This is a genomic window from Flagellimonas ulvae (genome assembly GCF_049333175.1).
GTDB lineage: Bacteria > Bacteroidota > Bacteroidia > Flavobacteriales > Flavobacteriaceae > Flagellimonas.
Map to the genome: position 1 here is coordinate 1,057,080 of NZ_CP186325.1, position 18,905 is coordinate 1,075,984.

The window sequence follows — 18,905 nt, forward strand, 5'->3', positions numbered from 1 at the left end:
ATTATTCTCCTTCCTTTAATCTATGCCAGGTTTGTGTTCGATATAAAAAAGCGATATACCCTCTAACCTTCAACTTGTCCGAGTCGTCAGAATCCAACCAAAGTTTACCGCGATAGGTGGTTCCACTTTCTGGGTCCAATAAATCACTGCCCTTGTACTCATCTGAACCATTCTTCTCAAAGTTTCTGATGATATGCATTCCCTTAACGGGTCGATCCTTTAAATCTCCTTTACAGTTGATGCATACGGCGTCTTCCCTACCCTTCTCCAAAACCTGTATGATTTTGGCATTGAGCAATCCTTTATTTTCATAAACCTCTACAATGGCCTTGGCCACCCCAGTCTTATCATCAATAGTTTTCCATTTTCCAAAAATTCCCTGTGCCTGTAAGGATTGAACTGCCACAAAAATTATGATAAATGCAATATGTTTATTTAGATAGCTTTTTTTCATGTTTCTTTTTCAATGAGTTCAATGTTGCGTTCAATTCAAATCCCAAGAGCAAAATATTAGAGTTCAGCCAAATGAACACCATAAGAATCAATAGTCCACCCAAAGCGCCGTAAAGCTCGTTATATCGAGCAAACTTCTCCACATAAACCCCAAACAGGTATGAAGTTAAGATAAATAGAAGTGTGGTCATTAAAGCTCCAGCTGAGAAAAATCGTGCCTTTTTACCTTCGGCAGTTCCAAAATAGTAGAGAATGGCCGTAGTAAAATAGGATAAAATCATAAAAAACAAGATTTTGGCTACTTGCAATCCAAGAGTATCGCCCTTCTGCTGATCATATCCTAAAGTCTTTCCCAAATACTCACTGGCATACTCCACAACATAGAATTCAATATATACATAGGCTACCGCAGCGATAATCAACAAAATGGAGAGGATAAGACCTACCATTAAAGCATAGGCGTACTGTCTGAAAAAATTACGGGTAAGTTCTACGTGATACGAGTTTTCAAAACCGCTGAAAATTGCGTTCACCCCATTGGCCACCAAAAAAATGGATACCACAAAAGCAGATGAAAGAAGGCCTCCTCTACGTTGGTCTTTAATCTGTTGGTAAATATCCCCAAAATAATCACTGGTTGCCGAAGGCAAAAAAGATTCTAAAAAAAGTAAAAACTGACCATCAAAATTTTCGTTCCCCACACTAGCATAAGGTATAATGAACGGCAGAAGGGTAATCAAAAAAATCAACAAGGGGAAGAGGGCCATGAAAAGACTAAATGCAATGGAACTGGCACGGCTGGACAGGGTGCCTTCAACAATACCTACCACATACATCTCCAACAAATCATAAAGCGAAAGTCCCTCAAAGGCCTTCAACTTTATTTTCTTTAAAAGCCTTACCACCCAATTTATAATTGGGATTTTTTCCAAGCGTTCTTCAATGGCTACCGACATGCTAGACCGCTTTTAGACTTAAATCCAAATTATGTACAGAATGGGTCAGGGCCCCAGAAGAGATATAATCCACACCACATTCTGCATACTTCCGTATTGTAGTTTCATTAATTCCCCCAGAAGATTCGGTCAAGCACTTATCTCCAATTAATTCGACTGCTGCTCTGGTGTCTTCATAATTGAAATTATCCAACAAGATTCTGTACACTCCGGATGATTGCAAGATTTTCTTAACCTCTTCCAAATCCCTAGCCTCAACTATTATTTTAAGATCACGGCCTGTATCTTTCAAATATTCATGGGTCTTTTCTATTGCCTTGGTTATCCCTCCGGCAAAATCAATGTGGTTGTCCTTCAACATAATCATGTCGTACAGCGCAAAACGATGGTTTTCCCCTCCTCCAATTTTTACAGCCCATTTTTCCAGAGCCCGTATTCCGGGAGTTGTCTTCCGGGTATCCAAAATTTGGGTTTGGGTACCTTCCAATAAATCAACAAAGAATTTAGTTTTGGTTGCTATGGCACTCATTCGTTGCATAGCATTCAGTACCAAACGTTCCGCTTTCAAAATGCTTTGCGAACTTCCCTCAACATAGAATGCAATATCCCCATACCTTACAGTTGCTCCATCTTGCAAAACTTCCTCTACCTCAAGATTGGCATCCACAAAAGCAAAAACTTGTTTTGCAAAGTCTATACCAGCAATGATTCCATCATCTTTTACCAAAAGCTTTGCTTTTCCTTCAGCAGTCTTGGGAATGCAGGCCAAAGAACTATGGTCACCATCACCTACATCTTCACGGATGGCATTTTTTATTATGAAATCAATTTCCTCTTGAAACTGCTCTTGGCTAATCATTCTAAAGGGGTTTGCACGAAAATACTAAAAACATAGTTCCTGAAAAGGTGTCCATTTATATTGTTTGATGGCAAACCTTTACTTTTGATTATGCAGATTACCGTATTGGCCATAGGCAAAACAGATTCCAAAGAACTTGCTTCGTTAATTGATGAGTACAAAAAGCGATTGGGACGTTACATCAAATTTGAATTATTGGTCATCCCAGACCTAAAGAACAATAAGAATCTTTCAGAATCCCAACAAAAAACTAAAGAGGGAAAGCTTATTCTAGCTCAAATTGAAACTTCTGATTTGGTGGTCTTGTTGGATGAAAAGGGCAAACAATTCACCTCGGTTTCCTTTTCCCATTACTTACAAAAAAAAATGAACAGCGGATTAAAGAGGCTCGTATTTGTTATTGGTGGGCCCTATGGTTTTGGAGATATAGTTTATGAAAGGTGTAATGAAAAAATAAGCTTGTCTTCCATGACATTTTCGCATCAAATGGTACGTTTGTTCGCTGTTGAACAGCTGTACCGTGCATTTACAATTTTACGGAATGAACCGTATCATCATCAATAGTTTCTCCTTTTTTGTTTGAAGGATTATACTTATCCAATAGGTTTTCCACCTTACGTATCACGAAATGATGGGGTTTTTCTTGTTTTGTAGTGTCTTCCAAAGATTTGACCATGTTCTCCGACACCGTTTTTAAGTGATCTAGCTCCTCAGATATGAATCCATAGATCTCTTTCTGTCTTTCCTGATTTTTTTCAACCTTGAGCACATACTGCAAATCGGAGATGTTTTTCATATGTGAGCTAAAAACATGGGACTGGTGCCAAGCAATTTCTGATAGTTTTTTCTTTTGATCCAAGATTCTATTGATAATCGGATTCACAATGAACAGGAATTCAAAAAGGATGATTAAGATGGAAAAGATGGCCAATTCCAATTCAACGATCATCATGGTTTTAATGCCCTTTTCTGATTTTCTTTGAAACATGTTTACTATACCATCCATGATTACCAAAAAACGATCTACCCGATAACGAACATCACTGAAATTGATAGAATCAAAACTTTGAAAATCCCTAAGCTCCGAATACAACCAGTCTACGTGGGGTTCCAGTCTTTCAAACTCCCTGAGTATTTCTGGGTCTTCAAGAGGTAGTATTTTTAAACTCACACTCCCTTCTTGTAAAATATCATTCATTTGATACAACTTGGTCAGGGTAAGTTTCATTTCGGCATAATCACAATTGTGAAATCTACAAGAGTAGAGTTCATTGAGCAGGCGTTGGCTCAACATACGCTGTCTACCTGCCAAATTAACTACCAAAGCAGTGGAACGTTGCTCGTTAAGTGTATATTGGGTAAGGCTCTGGATAAGAATGGTTAGTAAAACCACAGAAACCACAAGTAAGTAATATGCCCGGAAGCCTTTTTTGAAAAGCTTCATTCCCTTAACCTTCATCAATCTATTTTATAAGAATTTGCTTACAAAATAGTTTAAATCGTCAAGGTTGCCCACAGAAATGTTGTGAACGTCAATTTTGAATAGGTGAAACTTGTTTTCGCGGAATTGGATTCCTCTAATTAGTACAAAACTCTAAACTTAATCGTGTTTTCCACATTCTTTAGAGCCTTGACCACTTCCTTATTGTAATCCTTGTCTAAATCTGAAATAACATACCCTACCTCACTATCGGTAGAAAGGTATTGTCCGGTGATGTTCATTTCATATTTTGCCAATACTTCATTGATTTTGGCCATTATACCCGGCACATTTCGGTGAATATGAAGAAAACGGTGCGAATTGTTCTGTTTGGGCAATCGAATGTTGGGAAAGTTAACCGCATCCACAGTATTTCCTGAATTGATATAGTCCATAATCTTGTTTGGAACAAAATCGGCAATGTCTCGTTGTGCTTCTTCGGTGCTTCCCCCTACATGGGGTGTCAAAATCACATTGGAAAGTCCTTTCAGCGGCGTTTCAAATTCCCCATTGCTTCGTGGTTCAACGGGATACACATCAACAGCAGCACCTGATAATTTTCCTTCCTTCAGAGCAGCTGCCAAAGCATCTATATCCACCACAAAACCTCTGGAAAGATTGACTAGATACGCTCCGTCCCTCATTTGGTTGATTTCGCGTTCTCCAATGAAGTTTTTGTTGGCCTTGTTATCATCCACATGTAGGGTAACCACATCAGAAACAGAAAGTAACTCCTCCAGAGTACTACATTTAGTGGCATTTCCCAGTGCCAAACGGTCTGCCACGTCATAATAATATACTCGCATCCCCATAGCTTCGGCCAATACGGATAATTGCTTCCCTATGTTTCCGTATCCCACTATGCCCAAGTTTTTACCTCTTACTTCCTTGGAATTGAGAGCGGTTTTGTTCCATTGTCCAGAATGTATTTCGGAGCTTCGTGTAAAAACATTCCGCATGAGCATAATTATTTGCCCAATGGCCAACTCTACTACTGAACGTGTATTGCTATATGGTGCGTTGAAGACCACTACTCCTTTTTTCTTGGCGTACTCCAAATCGATTTGAGTGGTACCGATACAAAAGGCTCCCACTACCAACAGTTTGTTGGCGGCATCCAGCACCTTTTGTGTTACCTGGGTTTTGGAACGAATACCTAGGACGTGGACCCCTTTGATTTTTTCAATAAGCTCTTCTTCCGGAATACTATGTTTGACCAGCTCAACAGAAAATCCATCTTCTGAAAGATTTTCAAAGGCATCTGGATGTACGTTTTCCAATAACAGAATTTTGATTCTGTTCTTTGGGTATGATAGGTTTCTAGGCAAGTCGTTCACAAAAAGAAATTCATCTAAATTAGGTGTTACATGGTCCGCATTGTTGGCGGCTTTGTCCCGATGTACGTTTTCTGTGTAAGCAAAAAACTTATGGGCCAAGCCAGCTTCACGCATTACATAATCGCTATATCCATCTCCAATTACCTGAACTTCACCTTCTAAATGCAAGTGTTTCAGACATTCTATCTTTCCATTATGGGAAGCGAGTACGTTAGCTTCATCAAATCCGACAATATTCCCATCTTCATCAAACTTGAATGTATTCGCATATACTCTTTCCGAAGGAATATTGTACTCTTCTACAATAGGATCAATAAACTCTTTGAATCCACATGAAATTACATAAATATCTTCAGAATACTTTTCAAAAAACTCTTTGTTGGAAGCAATGGATTTCGATATTTTCTGACGTAGTTCAATTACCAAGCCATTAAGATTATCCTTATGTGCATTTAGCAAACGTATACGTCGCTCCAATGATTCAGTAAACGAAATATCCCCATCAATTCCCAAATTGGTAATTTCCTGAATTTCTTGAATTACCTCATCTTTATTTGATTTTCCTTGGAGTGTGATTTCCGCTAAAACATCAAGCGCTTCAACCCTGGTCAAGGTACTATCAAAATCAAAAACATATTTGCGTGCTGCTCCTACCATGAATGCCTAAAGAATTAAGGAGTAAAATTAAACTTTAATTCTATTCAAATTGGTATCGCAGGCAAAATCTAACCACACTTGATGATATGATAAAAAAGCTATCTAATTCTTCAAAAATTTAAAATTGGAGGTGGATAATTGAACAATCTTTTGAAGATTGCATAAAACAACTAAAACCACCGGCGGGTATTCTTTTTATATATGGAATAAGCTTTACCGTACTTTCTTTCCAATGCCTCTTCTTCAAACCTAATTTGAAAATGGTTCATGTAGTACACAAAACCCGCAGCGATTAGTGTGTTGAAAGCGTTGCCTAGTTTTAATCCAAAACCCAATAGAATCAAAAGCATAGCCAAATACATTGGGTTTCTCGAATATTTAAAAATGCCCTGAGTCACCAAACTGCTTGTTTTGGTCAAATCTATTGGGTTTGTGGTCGTTTTTACTTTTATAAATTGAAAAAGGGCCAAAGCCATAACCAAAACAGCCAATCCCAACAGCCCTATCGCCAGTTCTTTTCGTCCAAAAAAGTCAAATTGACCTACTGGTAAAAATTCGGCGAGGGCATACATCGCTCCTGCAAAAAACAGCATGACCAACGGGGGAATTATTTTTATTCGCATAGCAATATTCTCAGCTTTCTAAATTACTATTTTTACCCTTCTTTTATAGTCTTTGTTTTGAAACTAGTTTTTGCTACCCATAATTCTAAAAAGCTGGAAGAGGTACGAGAAATTCTACCTGATTCCTTTGAATTGTTGTCCTTGGATGATATCGGTTGCCATGAAGAAATTCCTGAAACGGGTGAGACCCTAGAGGAAAACGCAAAGCTGAAGGCTGATTATGTAACTTATAATTATGGTTTAGACTGTTTCTCTGATGACACAGGCCTTCTAATTGATGCATTGGATGGTGCTCCAGGAGTATATTCAGCCCGTTTTGCAGGGGGAGAAAGAAGTTCCGAGGCTAATATGGACAAAGTACTGTCGTTGCTCAAAGGAAAATCAAATAGAAATGCGCATTTTAAAACAGTGATCCATCTAAATTTCCAAGGACAAGCTCATGTTTTTGACGGTATTGTTAATGGCTCCATTACCGAACTCCGAATGGGTACTGGAGGATTTGGATATGACCCTATTTTTATGCCCGAAGGTTACAAAGAAACATTTGGTTTGCTTGCTCCAGAAGTCAAAAATACAATCAGTCATCGTGGAAAAGCCATCCAAAAGCTGATGCGATTTCTAAAAAACCGGTCGTTTTAGTTTCCAACCCCATTAATTCACTTACCTTTGCCGCTTATTAACGCCGCCGGTATGGGCATGGTGTTGCAAGGGCTACATAGAGGTATTTAAAAAATCGCCCAGGACAACACATCATATTTGCGATTTTTAAATTGTATACTTTATGTCAGCATTTGAAGTTTTAGGGCTGGACAAACCCCTATTGGATGCCATTACGGATATGGGATTCGAAAAACCTTCCGAGGTCCAAGAAAAAGCAATTCCCCTTTTATTGAGCGAAGAAACCGATTTGGTCGCTTTAGCGCAAACGGGGACGGGGAAAACTGCAGCATTTGGATTTCCCATGATTCAAAAAATTCAAGCAGAGAGTAGAACTACACAAGGGCTTATCTTATCCCCTACTCGCGAGCTTTGCTTACAGATAACCAATGAACTGCAGTTGTATTCCAAATACATAAAGGGGTTAAATACTGTTGCCATTTATGGAGGAGCGAGTATAACGGAACAAGCAAGACAAATAAAACGAGGAGCGCAGATTGTAGTAGCCACCCCTGGAAGAATGAAAGATATGATTGGGCGAGGGATGGTTGATATTTCCAAAATTGATTATTGTGTATTGGATGAAGCCGATGAAATGCTCAACATGGGTTTCTATGAAGACATCAAGGATATTTTATCCAACACTCCTCAAGAAAAATTTACTTGGCTTTTTTCGGCTACGATGCCAAAAGAAGTTGCATTAATCGCTAAAAAATTCATGCACAAGCCCCAAGAAATAACCGTCGGGGCAAAGAATGCAGGAGCTTCAACCGTACAACATGAGTACTATGTGGTTGGCGGTCGAGATAGATATTCTGCCCTCAAGCGTCTGGCTGATGCCAATCCGGGTATTTTTTCTGTTATATTCTGTAGAACAAAAAGAGACACTCAAAAAGTTGCGGAAAAACTGATTGAGGATGGATATAATGCAGGAGCCCTACATGGTGATTTGAGCCAAAACCAAAGGGATTTGGTGATGAATTCATTCCGTAAAAAACAAGTGCAGATGCTTGTAGCAACGGATGTTGCTGCAAGAGGTATAGATGTTGAAGACATTACCCACGTTATCAATTATCAACTTCCTGATGAAATAGAAACATATACCCATAGAAGTGGTCGTACGGGAAGGGCTGGAAAGTCTGGAATCTCAATGGTAATTGTCACACGTTCTGAGCTTCGAAAAATAAAAGCCATTGAAAAGAAAATCAAGCAAGATTTCATTGCCAAAAAGATTCCGACAGGGATTGAAATCTGTGAAATTCAACTCTATCATTTGGCCAACAAAATCAAAGACACAGAAATCAATTCTGAAATTGACAACTACTTACCAGCCATAAACGACGTCCTTGATGGTATTAATCGTGAGGAATTAGTAAAGAAAATAGTCTCGGTAGAGTTTACCCGTTTCTATTCGTATTACAGCAAAACAAAAGACCTTAATACCTCTTCCGAAGGACCTCAGGAAAAATCAAGTAGAAGAGATAGTGGTTCCGGGTCAGTTCGTTATTTTATCAACATAGGAGAACGTGATGGTTACGATTGGATGAGCTTAAAGGACTTCTTGAGGGATACTCTTAATCTTCAAAAAGAAGATGTGTTCAATGTAGATACCAAAGGTAGTTTTTCATTCTTCAATACAGATGCTTCCTTAACGGACTTTATTCTCCAGACTTTCACCGATTTTAAGGTAAAAGGGAGGTTTATCAATGTAGAAGTATCCAATAAGCCTGGTGGCAAAGGAAAAGGTGGAAAACGACGTGACAGAAAACAGGGGCACCGCAAAGGAGGAGATGGACAATCTTTCCGCAGGGGTGGAAAAAATAACAAAGGAAGACGTGGTGGTAAGAAAAGACCGGGCTTTTATTAGTTAATTCTATATTAAAAGCAACAGGTCAACCATAATTTTTGCTTTGTTTAGTATTTTTATGGCCAGTTAGATTGCATGAAAAGAATTCTACCCTTATTATTTGTCCTTGTTTCTTTTTTGGGTTTTTCACAAAACGAGAGCGATACCCCAGTTGAGGGAGAAATAACTGCTAAGGTCATTAACGCCCAAAGTAGTTTTCCCATGGAAAGTGTTCACGTAATCAACTTGAACAAAGTAGTGGGCACCATTACAAATCAAGAAGGTAAGTTTACCATTCCAGCAGCTGTAAATGATACGCTGTATCTATCTTTCTTAGGATTCAAATCGCAAAAAGTAAGGGTTACCAACGATATGTTTAAGTTTGAGGAGACGGAAATAGCCCTAACTGAATTGGCCTACGCCTTGGAAGAAGTTATTGTTAGACCTTACCAGCTTACGGGCTATCTAGAAATTGATGTAAAAAATCTTCCTATCAATAATTCATATCAATATAGTATTTCAGGTCTTCCCACAAGTTATGAGGCAGGTAGCAAGAACCCAAGCGCAGTTACGAAAGTATTGGGCGCTATCTTGAATCCAGCAGATTTACTTAGGAATCTCTTTGGAAAAAAGCCAAGACAACTACGCAAACTAAGACAGATGAAGGAAGATGAAGACATCAGAAACTTGTTGGCCTCAAAATTTGATCGCGAAACCCTAACAGAATTGCTTCAATTGGAGAAAATGGATATTGACGATATTCTGAGCAATTGTAACTATTCCAAATCATTTATATCTACGGCAAATGACCTCCAAATCTTGGATGCTATTTCCAGTTGTTATGAAGAATACAAAGTTTTAAATCGCAGATAGAGGTTTGCCCAGGCTTTATTTTACCCGTTTTCATTTCTTAAATAAATTTTAGATTTTGCCTTTCATTTTATAGCTTTAGGCAAAATCCCAACGAATGAGAAAACTACTTACTGTTATGTTAGTACTATCTGCTATTTTCGGCTGCAAGAAAGCTGAAAAAAAACCTCAAAAACAAGATTTGATAGTTGAAGATATAACACAAAAAAAACAAGTGCCATTTGTTTGGGAAGGGGCCAATGTCTATTTCCTTTTGACCGATCGCTTCAACAATGGTAATCCTGATAAAGATGTGAGTTTCGAAAGAACCGAGGAAACTGCGGTTTTGCGAGGTTTTGAAGGTGGAGACATGCAAGGAATCATCCAAAAAATTGAAGACGGCTATTTTACGGATTTGGGCATAAATGCCATTTGGTTTACCCCTGTGGTGGAACAAATTCATTCAGCAACTGATGAGGGAACCGGAAAAACTTATGCTTATCATGGCTATTGGGCCAAGGATTGGACTGCAATAGACCCCAATTTTGGCACTCGAAAAGATTTGGAAAAATTGGTAAAAACCGCACATTCCAAAGGAATACGTGTTCTTTTGGATGTTGTTTTGAACCATACTGGACCTGTTACCGAGAAAGACCCCGTTTGGCCTTCTGATTGGGTAAGAACTGACCCAACTTGCGAATTCACCACCTACGATAATACTACCGCCTGTACCTTGGTCAATAACCTTCCAGATATTTTGACGGAATCCAATGAGCCTGTTGAGCTACCCGATGCCCTTTTGGCTAAATGGAAGGAAGAAGGTAGGCTCAGCCAAGAATTGGACGAGTTACAGCTATTTTTTGAACGTACCGGGTATCCCAGAGCTCCGCGGTTTTATATCATCAAGTGGTTAACAGATTATATTAACGATTTTGGGGTGGATGGCTTTCGTGTGGATACCGTAAAACATGTAAATGAAAATGCATGGTCAGACCTCTATGCGGAGGCGACCTACGCTTTTGAAACCTGGAAGAAAAAACATCCAGATCAAATATTGGATGACAATTCTTTCTACATGGTTGGAGAGGTATACAACTACGGTATAACCGGAGGACGTGAATTTGATTTTGGCGACAAAAAGGTTGACTTCTTTGATTATGGCTTTAAAAGTTTAATCAATTTTGATTTAAAGATTGATGCCAACGACGATTACGAAAAGGTTTTTAAGAAGTATAGCAAGTTATTGCACACCAAACTTAAAGGCAAAAGCGTATTGAATTACCTTACCTCGCATGATGATGGTAGCCCTTTTGACAAAGAGCGAAAGAAGCCCATTCGCTCCGCAAATATGCTTCTTCTTACTCCGGGAGCCTCCCAAGTGTACTATGGTGATGAAACTTCCAGAAGTTTAATTATTGATGGGACTGAGGGAGATGCAACACTACGTTCATTTATGAACTGGGAAGATTTGGACAGCTTACCTCAAATTCAAAATATCCACAAGCATTGGCAAAAGCTCGGACAATTTAGAAGAGACCATCCGGCGGTTGGAGCTGGCAAACACAAAAGACTCTCAAAATCGCCTTATGTGTTTTCCCGAACCTATACCAATGGGGATTACAAAGACAAGGTCGCAATAGGGTTAAATCTTCCTAAAGGAAAAAAATCATTGACTGTAAAAGGTTTCTTTGGAGATGGCACTACCCTCTATGATACCTACTCCGGAACAGAAGTAATGGTTGTCAAAGGAAAAGTGAACCTTGAAAACGATTACGATATTGCGCTTTTGGAACTTCGGGAGTAAAACCTCCGACTCCTTTTGGTTGAGTTCATAAACACCTTTTACGAATCCATTTTAAAAAGGACAACGCATTCATTGGACACCACTTCTCTTATTCCAGACGGATAGCCTTTATATTATCTGAATATCTTCTGTCAATTAATAGATGCCTTGGGTCTATTGCTGCTTTAACTGGAAGTGAGTCCAGAAGTATTGTAACGGAAGTTTTTTCCTTATCAAATTTTAGTCGTCTTTGTTGATATAATTGTTCTTCATCGTCATCCATAAAAAATCCTACATCAATCCAGTCATCAATCGCTACTTCACTCTCATTTCCAAAACTATCAGACTCATTTTTTACACTTTCAATTTCTAAGGTTACAGCATATTTATTGTTGTCCAACTTTGTATAGTGTGCATCTTTTAAACGATTGTCGTACACTATAATCTTTTTAAACCAGTCGTTTATAAGATATTTTAAAGAATCGGGAACCTGAGGTTCTAAATGACGTAAAAAATCATGTGAACTTGGATATGGTGGTCCTTTATATTTATATTCTTCCAAAAGACTTTTCATTGCAGCGTTTACTTTGTCTTCACCAATGTAATCCTGAAGTGCAAACAAAGCTATGCTGCCTTTGCCATAATGAATGAAACCTTGGTTTTCTGTCTTGTACAATGGTAATTCTTTTTCGCGATGGCTACTCCTGCCACCTAAATAGCCATCATGATTGTACTTTAAAAACTTGCGCATTTTCATAGGGTTGCCAGATATCCTTTTCAAGGTCATTAATGATGAATATTCTGCAAAGCTTTCACTAAGCATTTTGGCTCCTTGCATATCGGCTCCAATCAACTGGTGCGTCCACCATTGATGGGCCATTTCATGTGCTATGACCCAATCGATGACATTGTTGTCCGTTTTATCTTCCAGATTCATTACAAATCCAAGGGCCTCCGAGTAAGGCATTGTACCTGGGTATGCTTCCGCAAATTTTGAGTAACGTGGAAATTCAATTATACGTGCCTGTTTATGGTAATACGGCCCAAAATTTTTGGTATAATACTCTAATGAGCGTTGGACAGCATCAAGCATCATTTCTATATTGACATCATGTTTTTCATCGTAGTAGATTTCTATATCAATACCCTGCCACTTGCGTCTTGCAATTTGATAATCTGCCGACAAAAAGGAATAAAAGTTTAAAGAGGGAGTATCTATTTTATAGTGGTAATACTTTCTATCCTTTTCTTCCCATTGATTCACCAAAGATCCAGCGGCAACTGCAACTTGGTCTTTAGAGGTAGATATAATAGTCTCAACATTGATGAAATCGGATTGACCTCTAAAGGCATAATTACGCATATGGGGTTCTCCCAAGGTCTTAGCTAGCTTAGGCATACCTTCTTTAGCGGGAAGACCGTATTCTCTGCGCGTATTATAATCGTTCAATTCCAAGTCGTGATTATATCCCATAACGGGTAAGATATCTTTGTTGTTGATAAAAGTGCCATTGTTGACAATCTTGGTATTGCCTCTATGGTTCTTAAAACCTTTTGTAATGTACCTACTATCCATTTTCACAACTATTTTTTGACCGGGTTGCAATGGAGGGTCAAGCTTGTAAATGGTGTAGTCATAGGTTTCATCGGTATATTCGATAGTTGAGGTTGGAATATCCAAACTACAATCCCAATTGTCTTTACCGTAAAAATGCAAAGAATCGATAGCTCGCGAAGAAGCATTGGTAAGCTCTATGGCTGCTTTTACATGGACATTTCTGTCTGAAGGAAAGATATCGATATGATATTTGGCATCCGTTATCTTAGGGGATATCACATTTCTATATCTTCCATATTTCTTCTCATAGGCCGCTGCGAGTTGTTCTTTAGTACCATCAGAATCGTAGGAGTTTAATACTTGGGTGTTGTAGAACACAAAACCGGCAAAGCATAGCCAGACGATAGCTACAATCGCAGTACTAACCCGATAGTTTTTGGGCACTTCTTTCCCTGCTCTTTTCAGTCTCTCCAAAACAGACCTTTTCACTCCGCGATTCCATATGGCTCCGGCAAAAAGTAAGCCTAAAATGGAGAATAAAACCCAATATAGGTTGTACCAAAGTGCAGCTTTAAGCCCTGGGCCGAAACCGTCCATATCAGAGTATTGCAAACGAGGCCCATTGATTACATTCAACATAATGGAACGTATTTCCAAAATTTGAAGTACACTTTCAAAAACAAAGAGAATTAGAATTGCAATAAAATAGCCGACATATTTATTGCCTGTCATCACCTGAACTAATATGGTAATTCCAGAAAATGTAATGAACAAGGGTAGGTTTCCATAGAAAAAATCCAATACATAGACATCAAGTTCAATGCGGGTATAGCCATTTAGCAACTGATAACCCACACCTACTGCGATAAAAAACAAATTGAGAATTACGGCGGTGAACACTAACGATACCATTTTTGCAGCCACAGCTATAAAAGAGGTATGCGCGGTAGCATCAATAACCTCGTTTATTTTAGCATCTCGGTCTCTCCATATTAATTCCCCACTAAAAAATATGGCAATCACAACAAGGAACAAGGTTGTTTTACCTTCAATTGAATCAAGAACTTTATAGGTTAAGGGGTACGACTGTAATCCCAAATTTTCAAAGCCTCTTCCTAAATCCACAATCAAAATAATGGCACAAAACAGGAATAGAATTTTAAACGTTGTACTCTTTAAAATGCTCAAGAAATCCGTGTAGAAAAAACTTTTAAACTGAAGCCAAGAAGTGTTAGCCATAAATGTAGGGCTAAGCCTTGGCGACTCAAAAATGGTTTCTTCCTTAAGACCATCCTCTAATACTATCTTAACGTACTTATTTTTTCGCCGAAAAGAAAATTTAAAGTATGATATCAGTAATACAATAACTCCAAACGAAAACCACAATAACCGATTATGTAACAACAATCCTGAGAAATTAGGGCTGATTGTATTTTTTTCAAAAGTTGTGTAGTATTTGGTTTCAAGGTCGTAGGTGTTAATTGCAAAAACATCCAATAACCCAGCAATGGTTTCATTATTAATATCCGAGGTAAGCGTATTTGAAATGATATAGATAACAACGATCATTAAACTTCCTACAAAAGAAATAACCGTGCTCTTCCAAGTATGTGCCAAAGCATAAATAATGGTGCCTGCCAAGAACATATTGGGTAGAATAAAGAGCAGATAATTGTTTAGAAACATGTCAAGGTAAAATGGCCCAAAGCGATTTACATCTTGCCATTCGAAAATCGCGTTTGTATAGGTACCCATTAGCATCCCCACAAATACGCCCAACAAGGGTAAGGTAGAAACCAATAAAGCCGCAAAAAAGCGTCCAAAAAAGTATCCGGATTTACCTAACGGGGTAGAGAACAAAACTTCTTGAAACTCATTGTGATAATCTCGTAAAGCTGCGTTGTTGAAGAAAGCAATCGCCATTACTAAAGAAATAAGGCAAAGTGTGGTCACATATTGCGTAAGTGTAAAGGGTGAATTACGATGAAAACTGCCAATTGCGCCACCTATTTGAACCTTATCACTGATTACGGGAAAAAATGCCATCAAGGCAAAAATGAATATGTAAACGTAGACAAAAGGCTGCCTGAGCGTATATTTCAGTTCTGAAAAAAAGAATGTTTTAAACATTGTCAATAAAGGTTAATGAGGACTATACAACTACATTTAGGGTGTTGATTCTTGAAAAAAAGACATCTTCCAAATTGGGACTAACTTGTTCAAAACCATCTTGTGGATGGTCCTCACTAAGCACATGAATCAAAGGTTGGCCACCTACCATTTTGTTGGAAATAATGCTATAGTTTTTCGCGTATTCATCCAACTGATGGCGATTCACTATTTTTTGATATACTTTACCCTTAAGTTCATCAATAGCTTTTTGGGGTGACCCGTGATAAACGATTTCCCCCGAATGCATTATGGCCATTTTTGTGCAAAGTTCCCTAACGTCATCAACAATATGGGTAGATAGAATCACAATTGCTTTCTCGCCTAAATCGGACAACAAATTGTAAAAACGATTACGCTCTCCAGGATCTAAGCCCGCTGTTGGTTCATCTACTATAACCAGTTTTGGATTCCCAATAAGCGCTTGTGCAATGCCCAAACGTTGTTTCATACCACCTGAGAAACCTTTGACATGCTTATTGCGTTTATGATATAGATTAACCTTATGCAAAAGGTATTTTACCAAATTCTTGCGCTCCCTATTATTCGATATACCCTTTAAAATAGCTAAATGGTTAAGCAGCTGTTCAGCGCTTATACTAGGGTAAACACCAAACTCTTGGGGCAAATACCCCAATACTTTACGTATTTCAATGGGATTATTCAGTACATCAATATCATTTAAGCGTATCATGCCAGAATCAGCATCTTGCAAAGTAGCCAGCGTGCGCATTAAAGAAGATTTTCCCGCGCCATTTGGCCCCAAAAGACCAAACATGCCGTTTTTGATCTCCAAAGACACATTGTTCAAGGCTTTTACCCCATTTGGATAGGTCTTTGATACATTGCTTATACTCAGTGTGCCCATACCAAGTTTTTTTTGATTGATACATAATCAGAATACAACATTTTGATGCTAAAACTTCTCTCAAGAATTTGATAGATGATGCGTTTCATATGATTCGATTTTTTAATTCAATCCAAACATAGAGTGAGTCTAAAGTACCTCTCAATTATTTTGATGAGCTCTTAAAAAAGACGCACACAAACAGCTTACATAAAGACAAAAGGGGTTGAACTAAAAAATGGCCACGTTCAATACAAAAAAGTAAGCGTTGGTCACAAATTATCGTTTACCTAGCGATACTGTTTTAATTTTGTAAACTATTGGCAATGCCTGCGATTCTAAGAAAATGACCAAAGATTCCAAAGCATCTCTGTTGGGAGATCTAGTTAAAAAAAATAAACGTTCTATAATTTTAGGATTTATCATTGCCATGACGGCAATTCTTATTTTATTTGGTTTCGAAGTATGGTACCCTATCTCCTCCGCAGGAAAATTCAACCCAATCATTTTCGCTACAAATACTATCGGTTTTCTATTGATTTGGCTTGTTACTACCTTTTTAGTGGCCAGATTGTCAGCGTATAAAGTGCTAGGAGTATTTTCATTGTTACTCACGGTCGTAATTACCACAGAATACCTCAAGTTACCGGTAAACAATCCCATTACCTTACCTGCTTTGATTCTTTTTTGGTTGGGCATATTCTACTTGCTGCTACCTGATATATTTAAAAAATATAAGTTTATCGTGGTGGGTATTTATGTAGCCTCAATTCTTTATTTCTATAGTTTTAGAACAGCGATTAATTTTAAGGAAGTTCATCTACAAATCATTGTCTACTTTGTCACCTTATCCGTATCTCTCACGTTTATCATGTGGATATACCAACAAATAAATTGGCTCATTACCATCAAATCAAATCAGACCAATACAGAGCTGGCTTTGCTTAAAAGTCAAGTAAACCCCCATTTTTTCTTTAATACCTTGAATAATCTCTATGGCCTTGTCATAGAGAAATCCGACCAAGCCCCTGAATTAGTGTTAAAGCTTTCCGATATGATGCGTTACACTATTTACGAAGGAAAAAAGGATATGGTGATGCTTGTTGACGAAATACGCTATATGCAGACCTATATCGAACTACATGAAATTAGACATCAGAAAAAAGTTGACATACAGTTTATTCACGAAGTTGATAAGCAAATAAAAGTAGCTCCCTTGCTTTTTATTATTTTATTGGAAAATGCTTTTAAACATGGTGTAGATGGTCTAACTGAAAATGCTCTCATTCACTTGGAGTTGCGAACAGAAAAAAAGCAAATTCTATTTAGTATTGAAAATAATTACCAAGCCGCTAAGAATACCAGTAAAACAGGGATAGGTTTAGATAACTTAAGGAAAAGATTGGAACATATTTATTCCAAGAGGCATTCCATTCAAATTGAACAAACCGAAGATATTTACAAAGTAAATTTGATTATCAACACATAATGCCGTAATTGAAAAAGCATGTTGACCTATTGTATCATTGATGACGAACCCATAGCCCATCGCATTATTGAAGGCTATTGTGATGAACTTTCCCATTTAAACAAAGTGGGTAATGCTTATAATGCTTTTGAAGCTTCGGCACTTATAACCAATAAAAAGATTGATCTTATATTTTTAGATATCAAAATGCCTAAAATGACCGGTTTTGAATGGCTCAAAACTATGTCCAACCCACCTAAAATAATAGTCACTACAGCATTTAAAGAATTTGCCCTTGAAGGGTATGAACTAGAGATAGTAGATTATCTTCTAAAACCTTTTTCATTCGCTCGTTTTCTAAAAGCGGTAAATAAAGCCATTTCAATGGGGGATACGAACCAATCATCTCAAAAAACGTCTGTACAAGGTAATCCCAAAGAAATTCGCCTGTTCCTGAAGGGTGACAAAAAGCATCACCAAATTCAGGCCGACGATATTCTATTTATAGAGGCATATGGAAATTATTCTAAAGTATATGTGGCAGAAAATACAATCGTGACCCACGAGAAAATCTCAGTTCTTGAAAAGATACTACCAAAAGAGAAGTTTCTTCGAGTTCATAAATCGTTCTTAGTAGGAACAGATAGGATTGAAATAATCCAAGGAAACCAAATCCGTATAGGAAAACATAAAATTCCTATTGGTCAAACTTATAAAGCCGGGGTGAACAATCTATTTAATAAATGAATGATACTACAAGCAACCATCTCTTGTATTAAATTAGTTTCAAACCTAAAAGAGTGAACATTACATAAAGGGATGCTAATCTTCCAATATGGATTTTAAACTGGCCAACCCTTCTTCAAAGTCGCCACCAACCGCTTTGTCCATATTCATAAACAGCATGAAGATACTTGCTGGGAATTTGTTTTTGCCTGAAAAGCCCCAGGTTACCTTAGTGCTATTTGCAGTAATTTCTTCTGTAGTAAGATAGGCATCCGAAACAGACTTCCATGGTTTTAAAAAACGAAGTTCCGATTCTATTCGTTCGCCGTCTACAATTTTAGTGATTTCCTGCTCTCCTTCTCCTACATCTTTATTTCCGTTCCAGTAGCTTACCGCGCCAACTTCACCATCCGTTCCCGTAAACTTCTTATTCATGTTAGGGTCTTTTTTATTCCACGGAGACCACGCATCCTGCTTTTTTAAGAATCTTAGGTTTTCAAAAACCTCAGCCTTGGGTTTTCCAATTTCAATAGAACGGGAAACGTTATAACTCTTTGGTGCAATCAGGGCAAGAACAATTATCAATAATACAATGCCGCCTAAAATGTAAAGTACAGTAATCATTTGTTTTTGAATT

16 protein-coding genes are annotated in these 18,905 nt (G+C 38.0%); 7 read left to right on the top strand and 9 right to left on the bottom strand.

Going from position 1 to position 18,905, the window contains the following annotated elements:
• Position 1 precedes the first annotated feature (1 nt).
• The 3 genes from ACOKFD_RS04790 to nadC are packed head-to-tail and all read right to left on the bottom strand — an operon-like array spanning position 2 to position 2,268.
• The gene (locus ACOKFD_RS04790; RefSeq protein ID WP_422860201.1) at positions 2-454 is read right to left on the bottom strand and encodes a DUF2147 domain-containing protein; all 453 of its coding nucleotides are present in this window, start codon (positions 452-454) and stop codon (positions 2-4) included.
• Positions 432-1,409: a YihY/virulence factor BrkB family protein gene (locus ACOKFD_RS04795; RefSeq protein ID WP_422860202.1), complete on the bottom strand. Its 978-nt coding sequence runs from the start codon at positions 1,407-1,409 to the stop codon at positions 432-434. The genes ACOKFD_RS04790 and ACOKFD_RS04795 overlap by 23 nt, the downstream gene beginning before the upstream one ends.
• 1 nt (position 1,410) lies before the next feature.
• Positions 1,411-2,268, bottom strand: a complete 858-nt coding sequence (gene nadC / locus ACOKFD_RS04800; protein ID WP_422860203.1) for a carboxylating nicotinate-nucleotide diphosphorylase — start codon at positions 2,266-2,268, stop codon at positions 1,411-1,413.
• A gap of 90 nt (positions 2,269-2,358) precedes the next feature.
• Between nadC and rlmH the strand changes: the two genes are divergently transcribed.
• The gene (gene rlmH / locus ACOKFD_RS04805; protein ID WP_422860204.1) at positions 2,359-2,832 is read left to right on the top strand and encodes a 23S rRNA (pseudouridine(1915)-N(3))-methyltransferase RlmH; all 474 of its coding nucleotides are present in this window, start codon (positions 2,359-2,361) and stop codon (positions 2,830-2,832) included.
• Here rlmH and ACOKFD_RS04810 read toward each other — a convergent pair.
• From ACOKFD_RS04810 to ACOKFD_RS04820, 3 genes are all read right to left on the bottom strand, one after another.
• Entirely contained in the window at positions 2,795-3,727 is a 933-nt protein-coding gene (locus ACOKFD_RS04810) for a type IV pili methyl-accepting chemotaxis transducer N-terminal domain-containing protein (protein WP_422860205.1), read from the bottom strand. The genes rlmH and ACOKFD_RS04810 overlap by 38 nt on opposite strands.
• 122 nt (positions 3,728-3,849) lie before the next feature.
• Complete coding sequence (gene serA, locus ACOKFD_RS04815; RefSeq protein WP_298999155.1) at positions 3,850-5,742, bottom strand: phosphoglycerate dehydrogenase; 1,893 nt, start codon at positions 5,740-5,742, stop codon at positions 3,850-3,852.
• Positions 5,743-5,912: 170 nt separating this feature from the next.
• Positions 5,913-6,365, bottom strand: coding sequence for a methyltransferase family protein (locus ACOKFD_RS04820; RefSeq protein ID WP_422860206.1), 453 nt, complete (start codon positions 6,363-6,365; stop codon positions 5,913-5,915).
• A 57-nt stretch (positions 6,366-6,422) separates the two neighbouring features.
• Between ACOKFD_RS04820 and ACOKFD_RS04825 the strand changes: the two genes are divergently transcribed.
• From ACOKFD_RS04825 to ACOKFD_RS04840, 4 genes are all read left to right on the top strand, one after another.
• Entirely contained in the window at positions 6,423-7,004 is a 582-nt protein-coding gene (locus tag ACOKFD_RS04825; RefSeq protein WP_422860207.1) for a non-canonical purine NTP diphosphatase, read from the top strand.
• A 142-nt stretch (positions 7,005-7,146) separates the two neighbouring features.
• A complete protein-coding gene (locus ACOKFD_RS04830; RefSeq protein WP_422860208.1) occupies positions 7,147-8,889 on the top strand; it encodes a DEAD/DEAH box helicase in 1,743 nt (580 codons plus the stop codon).
• Between the two features lie 75 nt (positions 8,890-8,964).
• The gene (locus tag ACOKFD_RS04835) at positions 8,965-9,741 is read left to right on the top strand and encodes a carboxypeptidase-like regulatory domain-containing protein (protein WP_422860209.1); all 777 of its coding nucleotides are present in this window, start codon (positions 8,965-8,967) and stop codon (positions 9,739-9,741) included.
• Positions 9,742-9,835: 94 nt separating this feature from the next.
• Entirely contained in the window at positions 9,836-11,521 is a 1,686-nt protein-coding gene (locus ACOKFD_RS04840; RefSeq protein WP_422860210.1) for an alpha-amylase family glycosyl hydrolase, read from the top strand.
• Positions 11,522-11,609: 88 nt separating this feature from the next.
• Here the strand turns inward: ACOKFD_RS04840 and ACOKFD_RS04845 are convergent, their stop codons facing one another.
• Positions 11,610-15,188 carry a M1 family aminopeptidase gene (locus ACOKFD_RS04845; protein ID WP_422860211.1) on the bottom strand — a complete coding sequence of 1,193 codons (3,579 nt, stop codon included), beginning with the start codon at positions 15,186-15,188 and terminating at the stop codon, positions 11,610-11,612.
• Positions 15,189-15,210: 22 nt separating this feature from the next.
• Positions 15,211-16,095, bottom strand: a complete 885-nt coding sequence (locus ACOKFD_RS04850) for an ABC transporter ATP-binding protein (RefSeq protein WP_422860212.1) — start codon at positions 16,093-16,095, stop codon at positions 15,211-15,213.
• Positions 16,096-16,420: 325 nt separating this feature from the next.
• Between ACOKFD_RS04850 and ACOKFD_RS04855 the strand changes: the two genes are divergently transcribed.
• Complete coding sequence (locus tag ACOKFD_RS04855; protein ID WP_422860213.1) at positions 16,421-17,563, top strand: sensor histidine kinase; 1,143 nt, start codon at positions 16,421-16,423, stop codon at positions 17,561-17,563.
• Positions 17,564-17,581: 18 nt separating this feature from the next.
• Positions 17,582-18,289, top strand: a complete 708-nt coding sequence (locus ACOKFD_RS04860; RefSeq protein WP_422860214.1) for a LytR/AlgR family response regulator transcription factor — start codon at positions 17,582-17,584, stop codon at positions 18,287-18,289.
• 75 nt (positions 18,290-18,364) lie between these two features.
• Here the strand turns inward: ACOKFD_RS04860 and ACOKFD_RS04865 are convergent, their stop codons facing one another.
• Complete coding sequence (locus tag ACOKFD_RS04865; protein ID WP_422860215.1) at positions 18,365-18,892, bottom strand: SRPBCC family protein; 528 nt, start codon at positions 18,890-18,892, stop codon at positions 18,365-18,367.
• Between the last annotated feature and the right edge of the window lie 13 nt (positions 18,893-18,905).

Coding starts and splice junctions, on each gene's coding strand:
- ACOKFD_RS04790 (WP_422860201.1), bottom strand. CDS start 454: ATGAAAAAAAGCTATCTAAATAAACATATTGCATTTATCATAATTTTT.
- ACOKFD_RS04795 (WP_422860202.1), bottom strand. CDS start 1,409: ATGTCGGTAGCCATTGAAGAACGCTTGGAAAAAATCCCAATTATAAAT.
- nadC (WP_422860203.1), bottom strand. CDS start 2,268: ATGATTAGCCAAGAGCAGTTTCAAGAGGAAATTGATTTCATAATAAAA.
- rlmH (WP_422860204.1), top strand. CDS start 2,359: ATGCAGATTACCGTATTGGCCATAGGCAAAACAGATTCCAAAGAACTT.
- ACOKFD_RS04810 (WP_422860205.1), bottom strand. CDS start 3,727: ATGAAGGTTAAGGGAATGAAGCTTTTCAAAAAAGGCTTCCGGGCATAT.
- serA (WP_298999155.1), bottom strand. CDS start 5,742: ATGGTAGGAGCAGCACGCAAATATGTTTTTGATTTTGATAGTACCTTG.
- ACOKFD_RS04820 (WP_422860206.1), bottom strand. CDS start 6,365: ATGCGAATAAAAATAATTCCCCCGTTGGTCATGCTGTTTTTTGCAGGA.
- ACOKFD_RS04830 (WP_422860208.1), top strand. CDS start 7,147: ATGTCAGCATTTGAAGTTTTAGGGCTGGACAAACCCCTATTGGATGCC.
- ACOKFD_RS04835 (WP_422860209.1), top strand. CDS start 8,965: ATGAAAAGAATTCTACCCTTATTATTTGTCCTTGTTTCTTTTTTGGGT.
- ACOKFD_RS04840 (WP_422860210.1), top strand. CDS start 9,836: ATGAGAAAACTACTTACTGTTATGTTAGTACTATCTGCTATTTTCGGC.
- ACOKFD_RS04845 (WP_422860211.1), bottom strand. CDS start 15,188: ATGTTTAAAACATTCTTTTTTTCAGAACTGAAATATACGCTCAGGCAG.
- ACOKFD_RS04850 (WP_422860212.1), bottom strand. CDS start 16,095: ATGGGCACACTGAGTATAAGCAATGTATCAAAGACCTATCCAAATGGG.
- ACOKFD_RS04855 (WP_422860213.1), top strand. CDS start 16,421: ATGACCAAAGATTCCAAAGCATCTCTGTTGGGAGATCTAGTTAAAAAA.
- ACOKFD_RS04860 (WP_422860214.1), top strand. CDS start 17,582: ATGTTGACCTATTGTATCATTGATGACGAACCCATAGCCCATCGCATT.
- ACOKFD_RS04865 (WP_422860215.1), bottom strand. CDS start 18,892: ATGATTACTGTACTTTACATTTTAGGCGGCATTGTATTATTGATAATT.